Origin of the sequence: Pseudomonas nitroreducens NBRC 12694 (assembly GCF_002091755.1) — a bacterium.
Classification (GTDB): Bacteria; Pseudomonadota; Gammaproteobacteria; order Pseudomonadales; family Pseudomonadaceae; genus Pseudomonas; species Pseudomonas nitroreducens.
Map to the genome: position 1 here is coordinate 21,383 of NZ_BDAI01000006.1, position 15,226 is coordinate 36,608.

The 15,226-nt window shown below is 66.1% G+C and carries 14 protein-coding genes; all 14 read left to right on the plus strand.

Annotated elements, in window-relative coordinates:
• Nucleotides 1-8 precede the first annotated feature (8 nt).
• A complete protein-coding gene (locus tag PNI01S_RS17265; RefSeq protein WP_065086699.1) occupies nt 9-1,442 on the plus strand; it encodes an alginate export family protein in 1,434 nt (477 codons plus the stop codon).
• Nucleotides 1,443-1,546: 104 nt separating this feature from the next.
• Nucleotides 1,547-3,196, plus strand: coding sequence for a mannuronan 5-epimerase AlgG (gene algG / locus PNI01S_RS17270; RefSeq protein WP_084358689.1), 1,650 nt, complete (start codon nt 1,547-1,549; stop codon nt 3,194-3,196).
• 9 nt (nt 3,197-3,205) lie between these two features.
• Nucleotides 3,206-4,618: an alginate O-acetyltransferase gene (locus PNI01S_RS17275; RefSeq protein WP_037015972.1), complete on the plus strand. Its 1,413-nt coding sequence runs from the start codon at nt 3,206-3,208 to the stop codon at nt 4,616-4,618.
• Between the two features lie 35 nt (nt 4,619-4,653).
• Nucleotides 4,654-5,766: a mannuronate-specific alginate lyase gene (locus PNI01S_RS17280; RefSeq protein WP_084358776.1), complete on the plus strand. Its 1,113-nt coding sequence runs from the start codon at nt 4,654-4,656 to the stop codon at nt 5,764-5,766.
• Between the two features lie 353 nt (nt 5,767-6,119).
• A complete protein-coding gene (locus PNI01S_RS17285; RefSeq protein WP_084358690.1) occupies nt 6,120-7,682 on the plus strand; it encodes an MBOAT family O-acyltransferase in 1,563 nt (520 codons plus the stop codon).
• A 13-nt stretch (nt 7,683-7,695) separates the two neighbouring features.
• A complete protein-coding gene (locus PNI01S_RS17290; RefSeq protein WP_051445682.1) occupies nt 7,696-8,880 on the plus strand; it encodes an alginate O-acetyltransferase in 1,185 nt (394 codons plus the stop codon).
• Nucleotides 8,881-8,960: 80 nt separating this feature from the next.
• Entirely contained in the window at nt 8,961-9,608 is a 648-nt protein-coding gene (locus PNI01S_RS17295; RefSeq protein ID WP_024765849.1) for an alginate O-acetyltransferase AlgF, read from the plus strand.
• A gap of 284 nt (nt 9,609-9,892) precedes the next feature.
• Nucleotides 9,893-11,335, plus strand: coding sequence for a mannose-1-phosphate guanylyltransferase/mannose-6-phosphate isomerase (locus PNI01S_RS17300; RefSeq protein ID WP_065086676.1), 1,443 nt, complete (start codon nt 9,893-9,895; stop codon nt 11,333-11,335).
• A 155-nt stretch (nt 11,336-11,490) separates the two neighbouring features.
• Nucleotides 11,491-11,955 (plus strand): multidrug transporter, encoded by a 465-nt coding sequence (locus PNI01S_RS17305; RefSeq protein ID WP_084358691.1) that lies wholly within the window; start codon nt 11,491-11,493, stop codon nt 11,953-11,955.
• 60 nt (nt 11,956-12,015) lie between these two features.
• Complete coding sequence (locus PNI01S_RS17310; protein ID WP_065086674.1) at nt 12,016-12,846, plus strand: SDR family oxidoreductase; 831 nt, start codon at nt 12,016-12,018, stop codon at nt 12,844-12,846.
• Nucleotides 12,846-13,232, plus strand: a complete 387-nt coding sequence (locus tag PNI01S_RS17315; RefSeq protein ID WP_024765853.1) for a hypothetical protein — start codon at nt 12,846-12,848, stop codon at nt 13,230-13,232. The genes PNI01S_RS17310 and PNI01S_RS17315 overlap by 1 nt, the downstream gene beginning before the upstream one ends.
• An 85-nt stretch (nt 13,233-13,317) precedes the next feature.
• Nucleotides 13,318-13,974, plus strand: coding sequence for a dual specificity protein phosphatase family protein (locus PNI01S_RS17320; protein WP_084358692.1), 657 nt, complete (start codon nt 13,318-13,320; stop codon nt 13,972-13,974).
• Nucleotides 13,975-14,047: 73 nt separating this feature from the next.
• The gene (locus PNI01S_RS17325) at nt 14,048-14,935 is read left to right on the plus strand and encodes a TIGR01459 family HAD-type hydrolase (protein WP_084358693.1); all 888 of its coding nucleotides are present in this window, start codon (nt 14,048-14,050) and stop codon (nt 14,933-14,935) included.
• A gap of 29 nt (nt 14,936-14,964) precedes the next feature.
• Complete coding sequence (locus tag PNI01S_RS17330; RefSeq protein WP_024765856.1) at nt 14,965-15,216, plus strand: hypothetical protein; 252 nt, start codon at nt 14,965-14,967, stop codon at nt 15,214-15,216.
• Nucleotides 15,217-15,226 lie beyond the last annotated feature (10 nt).

The window sequence follows — 15,226 nt, forward strand, 5'->3', positions numbered from 1 at the left end:
TCCCTGCCATGTTCGGCGTCGGCCTGAGCCTGGCTGGCACCCTGTTCGGCAGCCTCGCCCATGCGGCAGAAGAGCCGCCGAAGAACGTCGGCATCGACATCAAGGTCACCGCCGAATCCGAGGATGATCGCGACCTGGGCACCGCCCACGGCGGCGACCTCAACGGCATCGGCCTGGACCTGCGCCCCTGGGCCTTCGGCCAGTGGGGCAACTGGAGCGCTTATGTGATGGGCCAGGCAGTTGCCGCCACCGACACCATTCAGACCGACACCCTGCAGAACGACGACGTCAACAACGACAGCAGCGGTCGCAGCGACAACAAGCGTGAGCCGGACGACGCCTACCTCGCCCTGCGCGAATTCTGGGTGGACTACGCCGGCCTCACCCAGTACCCCGGCGAGCACCTGCGCTTCGGTCGCCAGCGCCTGCGCGAAGACAGCGGCATGTGGCAGGACACCAACATCGAGGCCCTGAACTGGACCTTCGACACCACCCTGCTGCGCGCCCACCTTGGCGCCGCCCAGCGCTTCTCCGACTACCGTACCGACATCACTGACCTGGCGCCGGACGACAAGGACCGCACTCACGTGTTCGGCGACATCTCCACGCAGTGGATGCCCCAGCACTGGGTCGGCCTGCGCGTGCACCACGCCGACGACAGCGGCAGCCTGCCGGACCCGGGTGAAACCGTCGACTCGCTGGACAAGCGCTCCACCGGCGACCTCACCTGGGTTGGCATCGAGGCCAACGGCGACGGCTACAACTGGCGCTCGCAGATGCCCATCAACTATTGGGCCAGCGCCACCTGGCTCACCGGTAACCGCGACCGCCTGACCACCGTCCCGGTAAACGGCGAGCGTGTCGCCGCCGGCAAGCAGAGTGGCGATGTGGATGCCTACGGCGCGGACCTGGGCCTGCGCTGGAACATCGACGAGCAGTGGCGCGTCGGTGGCGCCTACGCCCGTGGCAGCGGCGGCGGCAAGAACGGCGAAGACCAGTTCGAACAGACGGGACTGGAGAGCAACCGCTCCAACTTCACCGGCACCCGGGCCCGCGCGCATCGCTTCGGCGAAGCTTTCCGCGGCGAGCTGTCGAACCTTGAGGCCGCAACGCTGTTCGGCTCCTGGCAGCTGCGCGACGACTATGACGCCAGCGTCATCTACAACAAGTTCCGCCGCGTGGACAGCGATTCGGACATCGGCAACAGCGGCATCACCGCGCCGCTGGTCAATGACTCCAAGGACATCGGCCAGGAAGTCGACCTGGTCGTCACCAAGTACTTCAAGCAGGGCCTGCTGCCGGCCTCGATGAGCCAGGCGATCGATGAGCCGTCGGCGCTGATCCGCTTCCGCGGCGGCGTGTTCAAGCCCGGCGATGCCTACGGCAGCCACGTCGACTCGACCATGCACCACGCCTTCGTCGATGTGATCTGGCGCTTCTGAGGACTGTAGCGATGAACATCCGTCAGCTACCCGCACTCGCACTCCGCCGCTCCCGGCGCGTAGCCGGGTGCCTGGCGGATGACCGCGCGCAAGGAGACATGGCCATGAACCGCCACCCGTTACACGCCCTGCCGCTGACCGCGCTGCTGCTCGGCGGCCTGCTCAGCGCCGGCGCACCGGTCTGGGCGGCGCAGCCCGCGGCCAAGGCCGAGAGCAGTGCCAAGGCCGCCGCGAAAGGCAGCGAAGAGAAAACCGCTGAGGAACATCCCGGCGCCGAGCCCGGCAAGACCCAGACGCTGAAGGAGTCCGGCAACTACACCGTGACCGCCGCGCCCAGCGAACCGCTGCACCTGGAACCGCCCAAGCTGCCCGACCTCACCGGCTACACCGCCGAAGCGGTGGAGAAGAAGATCGAGCGCAAGAAGCCCGGCCGGGCCCACATCGAGCGAATGGTCCAGCAGCAGCCGCTGAAGGAATTCACCGGCGGCAAGAACCGTCTCGCCGAATGGGTGAAACGCCAGCGCCAGATGCCCCAGGCAATCTTCATCGACGGCGGCTACGTCAACCTCGCAGACCTCGTCGGCAAACTGCCGAAGACCGCGCTGGAACAGACCGAGCCGGGCGTCTACATCGCCCGCCTGCCCATCGTCGTCAGCCAGGGCGCGACCCTGGAAGTCGACGGCAAGGTCAAGGAACTGCGGCTGTCCCAGGACCGCGGATCGTTCCTGGTCAACGACGGCAAGCTGTTCGTGCGCGACACCAAGGTCACCGCCTGGAACGAGGCGAAAAACGAACCGGCCTGGTTCAAGACGCCCAACGAGTTCCGCCCCTTCCTGATCTCCTGGGGCGGCGCCGAGGCCTACCTGGTGAACAGCCATTTCACCAGCTTCGGCTACAACGCCTCGAAGGCCTACGGCATCTCCATCTCGCAGTACAGCCCGGGCATGGACAAGACCATGAAGCGTCCGCGCCCGCAGGGCTGGGTGCTCGACTCGACCTTCGAGGACGCCTGGTACGGCTTCTACTGCTACGAGGCGGACGATCTGGTGGTGCGCGGCAACACCTACAAGAACAACATCGTCTACGGCATCGACCCGCATGACCGCTCGCACCGTCTGATCATCGCCGAGAACACCGTCTACGGGACGAAGAAGAAGCACGGCATCATCGTTTCCCGTGAGGTCAACGACAGCTGGATCATCCACAACAAGACCTACGACAACCACCTTTCCGGGATCGTCCTCGACCGTAATTCCGAGCGCAACCTGGTGGCCTACAACGAGGTGTACCGCAACCACTCCGACGGCATCACGCTCTACGAGTCCGGCGACAACCTCATCTACGGCAATCAGGTGCTGGCCAACCTGCGCCACGGCATCCGCATCCGTAACAGCGTGAACATCCGCCTGTACGAGAACCTCGCGGCCGGCAACAAGCTGATCGGCGTCTACGGCCACATCAAGGACCTGACCGACACCGACCGCAACATCGACCTCGACCCCTTCGACACCAAGGTCTCGCTGATCGTGGTCGGCGGCAAGCTGGCCGGCAATGGCTCGGGCCCGCTGTCGGTGGATTCGCCGCTGTCGCTGGAGCTCTACAAGGTGGCCATGCTCGGCCCGACCAAATCTTCCGGCATCAGCTTCAACGGCGTGCTCGGCGAGAAGCAGGACCAGATCCTGGACCTGCTGGTGCGCCAGCAACGCGCGGTGCTGATCGACCCCGTCGAAAGCCAGGCCGAACTGCAGAACTGAGGACCGACCATGAAACGTATGACCGTCAATTTCCTGCGCCTGTCGGGCCTCACCGCCGGCCTGCTGCTCGCCCACCACACCCTGGCCGCCGACGCGCCGAGCTACACCGCTCAACCGGCCGCCGGCCTGTGCCCCACCGCGTCCAACGACGCGGCGTACAACACCAAGTACCTGGGCTTCTTCACGCACCTGGTGCCAGCTCAGGAAGACTGGCTGTTCCGTACCACCTACGACCTGCGCACCGACTTCGGCACCAGCGCCGAAGGCTGGCGCGAGCTCAAGCAGTTGCGCGACGAACTCAAGCGCAAGGGCATCGACCTGGTCGTCGTCTACCAGCCCACCCGTGGCCTGGTGAACCGCGAGAAGCTCAACCCGCAGGAGAAGGCCAGCTTCAACTACGACCTGGCGAAAAAGAACTACCAGGCGGCCATCGCCCAGTTCCGCAAGGCCGGCATCTACACCCCGGACTTCTCGCCGCTGTTCGACGAGAAGCAGGAGCACCCCTACTACTTCAAGGGCGACCACCACTGGACGCCATATGGCGCGATGCGCAGCGCGAAGATCGTCGCCGAAACCCTGAAGGAAATCCCCGCCTACAACGACATCCCGAAGAAGGAATTCGAGAGCAAGCGCGTGGGCCTGCTGTCCAAGCTGGGTACCTTCCACAAGGCCGCCGCGCAGCTGTGCGGCAGCAGCTACGCACCGCAGTACGTCGACCGCTTCGAGACCGAGCCGGTGGGCGATTCGGGCGGCGGCGACCTGTTCGGTGAGGGCGGCGATGCCCAGGTTGCGCTGGTGGGTACGTCCAACAGCGGCCCGGCCTACAACTTCGCCGGTTTCCTGGAGCAGTACGGCAAGGTCGACATCCTCAACAACGCCGTGTCCGGCGGCGGCTTCGACAGCTCCCTGCTGGCCTACATGACCAGCAAGGAATTCCACGACAAGCCGCCGAAGATCCTCATCTGGGAATTCGCCACCCACTACGACATGGCGCAGAAGAGCTTCTACCGCCAGGCCATGCCGCTGGTGGACAACGGCTGCGCCGACGGCAAGCCGGCCATCAGCCGCAAGGTCAAGCTGCACGCGGGCAGCAACGAGGTGCTGCTCAACAGCGGCGCCCTGCCGATCCGCTCGGGCAGCTACACCGCCGACGTCACCTATTCCGACCCCGGCGTACACGAACTCAAGAACACCATCTGGTACATGAACGGTCGTCGCGAGCAGCTGAAGATCGAGCAGTCCAAGGCCGTGGATACCGGCGGACGCTACGTCTTCGAACTGCGCAACGACGAAGACTGGTCGAACCAGCAGTTCCTCTCCCTGGAGATCGAGGCGCCGGATGACATGCCGGCGGGCCTGGAAGTCGAGGCCAAGCTCTGTCAGACGCCCAAAGCCAAGTCGGCCGACGTGGCCGCCAACTGAAGCGAGGGACGAGAACCATGCCCAGCCTCCACAAGATCAAGACACCCGTTGTCGCCCGCATCGGCCTCACCATCGCGGTCCTCGGCGCGCTGTTCGGCGAGAGCACCACCTACGCCGCCGACCTGATGCCGCCGCCGGGCTACTTCTCCGCGGTCGGCGACAAGAGCAGCAAGAAGGACGCGGACAGTTGCCCTACCGCCCCGACGCCCTACACCGGCAGCCTGCAGTTCACCAGCAAGTACAAGGGCTCGGACTCGGCACGCTCGACGCTGAACGTGGATGCGGAGAAAGAGTTCCGCAGCCAGATCAAGGACATCACCGACATGGAGCGCGGCGCCACCAAGCTCATCACCCAGTACATGCGCAGCGGCAACAAGGGCGACCTGGACTGCGCGATGAGCTGGCTCGATAGCTGGGCCAAGGCCGGTGCGCTGGAAAGCAGCGACTACAACCACACCGGCAAGTCCATGCGCAAATGGGCACTGGGCAGCCTGTCGTCGTCCTACATGCGCCTGAAGTTCTCCAGCAGCCGGCCGCTGGCCGCCTATGGCGAGCAGTCGAAGGAGATCGAGAACTGGTTCAGCACCCTGGGCAGCCAGGTGGTGCGCGACTGGAGCGACCTGCCGCTGAAGAAGATCAACAACCACTCCTACTGGGCCGCCTGGTCGGTGATGTCCACCGCCGTGGTGACCAACCGCCGCGACCTGTTCGACTGGTCGGTGCAGGAGTTCAAGGTCGCCGCCAACCAGGTGGACAACGACGGCTACCTGCCCAATGAACTCAAGCGCCGCCAGCGCGCCCTGTCGTACCACAACTACTCGCTGCCGCCGCTGACCATGATCGCCGCCTTCGCCCAGGTGAACGGCGTCGACCTGCGCCAGGAAAACAACGGTGCCCTGCAACGCCTGGCCAACCGCGTGATGCAAGGCGTGGATGATCAGGACGCATTCGACGAGAAGACCGGCAACGACCAGGACATGGGCGACCTGAAGGAGAACAGCAAGTTCGCCTGGCTGGAGCCCTACTGCGCGCTCTACAGCTGCGCACCGAAGACCCAGGACTGGAAGAAGAAGATGGAGCCGTTCAACAGCTTCCGCCTGGGGGGTGAAGTGACCAAGGTTTTCAACCGTCAGGGGGCGGGGAGCTGAAGCAGCGCCCGCCTCCTTGAGGAGGCCAGAGCCCCTCACCCTGACCCTCTCCCGGAGGGATAGGGGACCGTCCGAGCATTCGGGCAGCACTGAGCCAGCCGGCGAGCGCGAAAACAACCGCCGCACGGATACCCCCTCTCCCTCCGGGAGAGGGCTGGGGTGAGGGCAAACCCTCGCTCCGAAGCAACAGCATCACCACCCGACCCACGCAATAAAGACGTGAGCGGGCGCAACAGATTGAGCACCACATGGGGAGGAATTGGCGGGTTGCCCCGGCCTTTCCTCAAGGCGTCGAGAAGACGCCGGAAGGTCCGGAGCCACTCAAGGTTTGAAGCTCCAGAGAGAGACGCGGAATGGTCTTTTCTTCCAACGTGTTCCTGTTCCTGTTCCTGCCGGTCTTCCTCGGCCTGTACTACCTGAGCGGGAACCGTTACCGGAACCTTCTGTTGCTGGTCGCCAGCTACATCTTCTACGCCTGGTGGCGGGTGGACTTCCTCCTGCTGTTCGCCGGCGTCACCGTATTCAACTACTGGATCGGCCTGCGCATCGGCGCCGCCGGCGTACGCACCAAGGCCGCCCAGCGCTTGCTGCTGCTCGGCGTGGTGGTCGACCTCTGCGTGCTGGGCTACTTCAAGTACGCCAACTTCGGCGTGGACAGCCTCAACGAGATCATCACCTCGTTCGGCATGCAGCCCTTCGTGCTGACCCACATCCTGCTGCCCATTGGCATCAGCTTCTACACCTTCGAATCGATCAGCTACATCATCGATGTGTACCGCGGCGATACCCCGGCCACGCACAACCTGATCGACTTCGCGGCCTTCGTGGCGATCTTCCCGCACCTGATCGCCGGCCCGGTGCTGCGCTTCAAGGACCTGGTCGACCAGTTCAACCACCGCACCCACACCGTCGACAAGTTCGCCGAAGGCTGCACCCGCTTCATGCAGGGCTTCGTCAAGAAGGTGTTCATCGCCGACACCCTGGCCGCGGTGGCCGACCACTGCTTCGCCCTGCAGAACCCCACCACGGGTGACGCCTGGCTCGGCGCGCTGGCCTACACCGCGCAGCTGTACTTCGACTTCTCCGGCTACAGCGACATGGCCATCGGCCTGGGCCTGATGATGGGCTTCCGCTTCATGGAGAACTTCAACCAGCCCTACATCAGCCAGTCGATCACCGAGTTCTGGCGGCGCTGGCACATCAGCCTCTCCACCTGGCTGCGCGACTACCTGTACATCAGCCTGGGCGGCAACCGCGGCACCACCTTCCAGACCTACCGCAACCTGATCCTCACCATGCTGCTGGGCGGCCTGTGGCACGGCGCCAACGTCACCTACATCATCTGGGGCGCCTGGCACGGCGTGTGGCTGGCCATCGAACGCGCCCTGGGGGTGAACGCCGCGCCGCGCGTGCTCAACCCGCTGAAGTGGGCCTTCACCTTCCTGCTGGTGATCGTCGGCTGGGTGATCTTCCGCGCCGAGAACCTGCACGTGGCCTGGCGCATGTACGAAGCCATGTTCAGCTTCGGCGACTGGAAGCTCTCCGAGCTCAACCGCGCCAGCCTCACCGGCCTGCAGGTCGGCACCCTGGTGATCGCCTACCTCGTGCTGGCCTTCTTCGGCATCCGCCAGTTCTACAACCAGCCGATGCAGGACAAGGCACCCAAGGCCGCCGCGAAGACCGAACAGGTCGACGCCGACGGCCCGGCCAGCGCCCAGCCGCGTACCCCGGCCATGGCCCGGCAGGACCCGGCCGCCATCGCCTATTCGCCCAGCGGCGCCGCCGTCTACCAGCCGCACTGGATGTCCCAGCTGCCGGTACTGGCCACCCGACTCGCCCTGCTCCTGCTGTTCGCCGCTTCGGTGCTCAAGCTTTCGGCGCAGAGCTACTCGCCGTTCCTCTACTTCCAGTTCTGAGCGAGGCCGGATCATGCAATCGACCACTCAACCCAAGATCAGCAAACCCCTGCAGTACGCCTACATCGCCGCCTTCGGCGGCATGCTGCTGGGCCTGGCCGGCTGGTCGCTGAAGGCTTTCCCGAGCTTCTCCGCCGCCGAAGGCACCACCGTGCTCAACGGCAAGCTGGCCCACGCCTTCGAAGGCCACTACGACGACGAATTCCCCATCAAGCGCCTGGGCACCAACCTCTGGGCCGCGCTGGACTACACCGTCTTCGACGAGGGCCGCCCCGGCGTGGTGATCGGCAAGGACGGCTGGCTGTTCACCGATGAAGAGTTCAAGCCCGCGCCGACCCAGCAGCAGCTGGACGACAACTGGGCGCTGGTGCGCGGCGTGCAGCAGGAGCTGGAACGCCGCGGCGTGAAGCTGGTGCTGGCGATCATCCCGGCCAAGACCCGCCTGTATCCCGAGTTCGTCGGCAAGGAACAACCCGCCGCCCTGCACGCCTCGCTCTACAGCGACTTCCTGCAACGCGCCCGCCAGGCCGGCATGGCCGCGCCCGAGCTGCTCGGGACGCTGGAAAAAGCCAAGGACAACGGCCAGGTGTTCCTGCGCACCGACACCCACTGGACTCCGCTGGGCGCCGAGGCCGTGGCGCAGCGCCTGGGCGAAAGCATCCGCCAGGGCCAGGGTGCCGACCTGCCGACCCAGACCTTCGTCACCGAGGCCGGCAAGAGCGGCGCGCACAAGGGCGATCTGCTCACCTTCCTGCCGCTGGACCCGCTGTTCACCGAGCTGCTGCCGCCCGAAGACCAGCTGGAACAGCGCCAGACCCATCCGGCCGACGACGCCACGGCGGCATCCGAAGGTGGCGGCGACCTGTTCGGCGACAGCGCCCAGCCGCAGATCGCCCTGGTCGGCACCAGCTACAGCGCCAACCCGCGCTGGAACTTCGCTGGCGCGCTGAAGCAGGCGCTGTCGGCAGACGTCATCAACTACGCCAAGGAGGGCAAGGGCCCCCTGGAACCGATGCTCGAACTGCTGCAGGACGAAGGCTTCAAGAAAGCCCCGGCCAAGCTGCTGGTCTGGGAATTCCCCGAACGCTACCTGCCGATGCACAGCGACCTCAGCCAGTTCAACCAGGACTGGCTGGCGCAACTGCGTGCGGACGGTAACCGCGACGAACGCCTGGCTTCCAACCAGGCCGCTCACTGACCCGAACACCCACGGCGCACCAAGCGCTGGAACTGGGCACCTCTTGTGCCCCCCAAGAGAGAAAGACGGAGGTACACCCCATGAACCGACTGAGCATTCGCACCCTGAAGTCGTCCGCCCTCGCCCTCGCCCTGGGCGCCGCTTCCTTCGGCGCCTTCGCCGGCGGTGAAGGCGCGCTCTACGGCCCGCAGGCACCCAAGGGCTCCACCTTCGTGCGGGCTTACAACGCCGGCAGCTCGGAGCTGTCCGTCAGCGTCGGCAACGCCACCCTGAACGACATCTCGCCGCTGGGCTCCAGCGACTTCAAGTTCCTCCCGCCGGGCAACTACACCGCCAAGGTCGGCTCCCAGAGCCTGCCGGTGAAGCTTGACCCGGACGCCTACTACACCCTCGTCAGCCAGCCCGGCGGCCAGCCGCGCCTGGTGCCCGAGCCGCCGTTCAAGAACAAGCAGAAGGCCCTGGTCCGCGTGCAGAACCTCAGCGGCAAGGCCCTCACCCTGAAGACCGCCGACGGCAAGACCGAAGTGGTCAGCAACGTCGCCCCGCAAAGCCACGGCGACCGCGAGATCAACCCGGTGAAAGTCAACCTCGCCCTGTTCGACGGCGCGAAGAAAGTCAGCGACCTCAAGCCCGTCACCCTCGAGCGCGGCGAAGTGGTCTGCCTCTACGTCACCGGTGACAGCAAGCTGAACCCGGTGTGGGTCAAGCGCCCGGTGAAGGCGGACTGATCCATGCGCCGGCGGATGCTGCATGGCCACTCCCAACCGGAGTGCGCGCGAGGCGCCACACCTCCCGCCGGCACGAACTGCCTGCCCTCCCCTCGGCGAGGGTCCTGGGGCGCGCGAGCAATTGACGCGCCCCGCTCCACCCAGAACAACAAGACCGGCCCAGCACCGGCAGAAGAACCCGTGCGCCGCAGCGACGGCAAGCACTGGAGAGGTCACCCAAACCGCAGGCCGGTCCGCACGACGCGGCTCGGCAGACAGAACGCAAACGCTTAAGGAGAAACCCGATGATCCCAGTAATTCTTTCCGGTGGCAGCGGCTCGCGACTCTGGCCTCTTTCGCGCAAACAGTATCCCAAGCAGTTCCTGGCCCTGACCGGCGACCACACCCTGTTCCAGCAGACGCTGGAACGCCTGGTGTTCGAAGGCATGGAGCCGCCCGTCGTGGTGAGCAACCAGGAACACCGTTTCATCGTCCAGGAGCAGCTCGAAGCGCTGAACCTGAAGACCCAGTCCATCCTCCTCGAACCCTTCGGCCGCAACACCGCCCCAGCGGTCGCCATCGCCGCCATGAAGCTGCTCGCCGAAGGCCGCGACGAACTGCTGCTGATCCTCCCGGCCGACCATGTGATCGACGACCAGCGCGCCTTCCAGCGTGCCCTGGCGCTGGCCACCAACGCCGCCGAGAAGGGCGAGATGGTGCTCTTCGGCATCCCTGCCAACCGCCCGGAAACCGGCTACGGCTACATCAAGGCCGGCGACGAGCGCGGCCTGCCGGACGGCGTCATCCGCGTCGAGCGCTTCATCGAGAAACCCGACGAAGCCCGAGCCCAGCAGTTCGTCGAGGACGGCGGCTACTTCTGGAACAGCGGCATGTTCCTGTTCCGCGCCAGCCGCTTCCTCGAGGAACTGAAGAAGCACGACGCCGACATCTACGACACCTGCCTGCTGGCCCTGGAGCGCAGCCAGCACGATGGCGACCTGATCAGCATCGACGCCGCCACCTTCGAGTGCTGCCCGGACAACTCCATCGACTACGCGGTGATGGAAAAGACCCGCCGCGCCTGCGTGGTGCCGCTGTCCGCCGGCTGGAACGACGTCGGCAGCTGGTCGTCGATCTGGGAAGTGCACGACAAGGACGATGACGGCAACGTCACCATGGGCGACGTGATGGTCCACGACAGCCACAACTGCCTGGTGCACGGCAACGGCAAGCTGGTCTCGGTGATCGGCCTGGAGGATATCGTGGTCGTCGAGACCAAGGACGCCATGATGATCGCCCACAAGGACCGCGTGCAGGACGTCAAGAAGGTGGTCAACCAGCTCGACGCCGCCGGCCGCAGCGAGACCCAGAACCACTGCCAGGTCTATCGTCCGTGGGGTTCCTACGACTCGGTGGACATGGGCGGCCGCTTCCAGGTCAAGCACATCTCGGTCAAGCCGGGCGCGCGCCTGTCACTGCAGATGCACCACCACCGCGCCGAGCACTGGATCGTCGTCTCCGGCACCGCGCAGGTGACCTGTGACGACAAGACCTTCCTGCTCACCGAAAACCAGTCCACCTACATCCCGATCGCCTCGGTCCATCGCCTGGCCAACCCCGGCAAGATCCCGCTGGAAATCATCGAGGTGCAATCGGGCAGCTACCTGGGCGAAGACGACATCGAGCGTCTGGAGGACGTCTACGGCCGCACCACGGAGAACGTGGAACTCCAGGCTGTAGTTCGCTAAGCCCCGGGACCCGGCGCTTCCCCCCATCGGCGCCAATGCCCTCGCACCATTCGGTGCGGGGGCTTTTTTATGGGCTGGCGCTTTGCCGGCGCCACATCAACCCACCGCCGCGAAGCTCCTGCTAAGGTATCCACACATCCCCCGCGGAGCGCTCCATGCTGTACGGCATCCTGCTGATCGTCACCTGGATCATCCTGCTGATCCGCTACCCCTCCCGCGCCCTGCCGATCTCCGGTGCCGGACTGGTCGGGCTGGCCTGTGTGATCGCCATCGCCATCTGGCAGGACAACAGTGACGCACGCCAACTCGAGCACCTGGAACTGCGCATCGCCTACCAGCCCGAGCAGTGCCAGCCCGGCCGCCCGCTGGCCGTCAGCCTGAAGAACGGCTCTTCCCGCCCGCTGCTGGAACTGCGCTGGAAGGTCGCCGCCTACCGCCCTGGCGATACCACCGATCTCGCCGAAAACCTCTACGAAGCCCCGCGCTACCGCGGCCCCGGCGCGCTGCTCGCCGGCGACAGCTGGAGCGACTGCCTCCCCTTGCCGCCGCTGCGGCCCGGCTACCGCGCCAGCACCCTGGAATTCCGCGCCGAGCGGGTGAACGGCCGTTTTGGTAACTGATTCACCTGCCCCGCACAATCCGGTACGGTAGTCCCGCCCACAGACACGGACTACCAGACCATGCCCCAGCCCGTCGCCCTCATCACCGGATGCTCCAGCGGCATCGGCCGCGCTCTAGCCGAAGCCTTCCAGACCGCCGGGTACCAGGTCTGGGCCACCGCCCGCCGCGATGAAGACGTCGCCGCACTCGGCCAGGCCGGCCTTCGCGGCGTGCTGCTGGACGTCAATGACGAGCCCGCCGTCGAACGTCTCGCCGAGCAGTTGCAGCGTGAAGCCGGCGGGCTCGACGTGCTCATCAACAACGCCGGCTACGGCGCCATGGGGCCGTTGCTCGATGGCGGCAGCCAGGCGATCCGCCGGCAGTTCGAAACCAATGTGTTCGCCGTGGTCGGCGTCACCCGCGCGCTGTTCCCGGCGCTGCGCGCACGTCGCGGGCTGGTGGTGAACATCGGCAGCGTGTCCGGTGTGCTGGTCACGCCTTTTGCCGGCGCCTACTGCGCGTCAAAGGCTGCTGTGCACGCACTGAACGACGCCTTGCGCCTGGAACTGGCGCCTTTCGGCATCGAGGTGATGGAGGTGCAGCCCGGCGCCATCGCCTCCAACTTCGGCGCCAACGCCAGCCGCGAGATGGCTGCGTTGGTCGGCGAGGACTCCGCCTGGTGGCCGCTGCGCCGATTCATCCAGGCGCGCGCCGCCGCCTCCCAGGACAAGCCCACCCCAACCAGCGACTTCGCGCAGAAGCTGCTGGCCGCCGCGCAGAAGTCCCCGCGTCCGCGCCTGGTGCGCATCGGCAACGGCAGCCGCGCCCTGCCACTGCTCTCGCGCTGGCTGCCCACCGGCCTGCTGGATAAGGTGCTGAAGAAGCGCTTCGGCCTCGATGGACAACTCTGATGACATACCAGGTCCGCTACCTCGCCCTTGCCGGTATCCTCGCCGCCTTCTTCCTCAATGTGGTAGCGCGCGGGTTGCTGCGGGTCGGTGGCGTGCCGGCGACCCTGCTGGTGGCGGCGGTGATCGCCGCCGCGATGGCCTTCTGGTTCGCCCGCCGGCACAAGCGCCTGGCGGAAACCGGTGAACGCTGGCGGCTGACTGCGCTGTACGGCGGCGGCCTGGCCCTGCTCTACACCCTCCTGGTGGGCATGGCGGCGTGGAAGAACACGCCCAGCCCGGCAGCACTGCTGCTCTACTTCCTCAATTACCTGTGCTACCCGCTGTGCGTCTGGTGGTTCTTCCGCCCCGGCGTGCTGCTGCGCTTCCTGCCAGCCGACAGGCGCTGAGCGGACTTCACGCTTTCTTCACCTGCATTTCATCCCGGCACGACCCGACCCCGCCTAAGGTGACGCAGACCTTGGAGGAGTCCCCATGTCCCTGCCCCGTTCCCTTCGCGGCGCCATCGCCGCTGCCCTGCTGACCTTCGGCCCACTCGCCCTGGCCGCCGGCGAGAGTCCGTCCGACTGGGCCAGGCCGGTGGACCCATCGTTCAACCTCTACCAGATGTCGCCCACGCTCTACCGCAGCGCACTGCCCGGCAGTGCCGACCTGCCCGAACTGCAGCGCATGCAGGTGAAGACCGTGGTGAGCTTCATCAAGGACGACGACCGCGAATGGATCGGCCAGCAGAACATCGAGGCAGTGAGCTTCCCGACCCACGCCGACCGCGTCGATGACGCCGACGTGCTGAAGGTCCTGCGTATCCTGCAGAGCGCCGAGCAGAACGGCCCGGTGTTGATGCACTGCAAGCACGGGCGTGATCGCACCGGCCTGTTCGCCGCCATGTACCGTACCGTGATCCAGGGCTGGAGCAAGGAAGACGCGCTCAAGGAAATGACCCAGGGCGGCTTCGGCACCGAGGATGACATGCAGGATGCCATCGCCTATGTGCAGAAGGCCGACATCGGCCAGCTGCAACAGGCCCTGGCCAGCGGCGAATGCAGCACCTCGGCCTTCGCCGGCTGCCAGCTCAAGGGCTGGTTGGCGGACACCTTCGGCGAGGAACGGTCGCCGCACCCGGCGCACTGATCGGCGACCTGTCACACCGAATCGGCAAGAGTGCGGTAGCTTATCCGCACCCTCACCGTTTCACAGGCTCGCCATGACCGCTTCCCGCTTCAGCGCCGTTACCCACACCCGCTATATCGACCACGCCGGCCTGGATGCCTTCTGCGCCGACTACGACGGCTTCCTGCTCGATCTCTGGGGCGTACTGATCGACGGCGTCGACGTCTTCCCCGGCGCCCTCGCCTGGCTCGCCCGCCGCGCCGCCGAAGGCAAGCCGGTGTGGTTCCTCAGCAACGCCTCGCGCAGCGTCCCGGAGATGGCCGACACCCTGGTGCGGCTGGGCGTCTCCCGCGAGCTGTTCGCCGGTATCACCACCTCCGGCCAACTGGCCATCGACGCCTTCACCCATGAACGCGAATTCCAGCGCGGCGGCATCTATACCGTCGGTGTGGGCGATGCGCTGACCACCTGGCCGGCAGACATCCGCGAGCGCTTCTGCGATGACATCCACGCTGCATCGCTGATTCTGGGCGTCGGCAGCTTCCCGCAGGACGAACTGGAAGAGCGCTTCGCCCCGCTGCGCGGCGCCACCGAAAAACCCTTCCTGTGCGCGAACCCGGACCGCGTGGTGGTCTCCGGTGGGCAAACGGTGTTCGGCGCCGGTCGCCTCGCCGAAGCCTTCGCCGAAGAAGGCGGCAAGGTGCACTGGTACGGCAAACCCGATCCTTCCGCGTTCCGCATCGCCCATCGGCAGTTGGAAGCGCGCGGCGCGAAGCACATCCTGTTCGTCGGCGATTCGCTGGTGACCGACGTCCCCGGCGCGCTGGCCGCGCGCATCGACACCTTGTGGCTGGCATCCACCGGCATCCATCGCCAGGCGCTGGGCGTGCCCTTCAACGGCGGGCTGGACCCGGAAAGGACGAACGCTCTGCTCGATGGCTATCCAATTCGTCCGCACTTTGCCGCGCCGGGGCTGGTCTGAGTTCAGGACAAACGCCTGAGCTTGCCCCCATGAACGAACTGATCGACCTGCTGCAATGGCCGGCCATGCTGGTCACCGTCCTCGCCGCCTGGCTGGTGGGTTCCCGCGACCGAAAGCGGCGCAAGGTGGGCTTCTGGGTATTCATCGCCAGCAACGCGCTGTGGATCGCCTGGGGCCTGCCCGCCCACGCTTACGCGCTGGTGATCCTGCAGCTGTGCCTGGCGGCGATGAACATCCGCGGCAGCTACAAGAACCGCAAGCGCGAGCATGCCGAGGGTTGAGCCGCTTTCG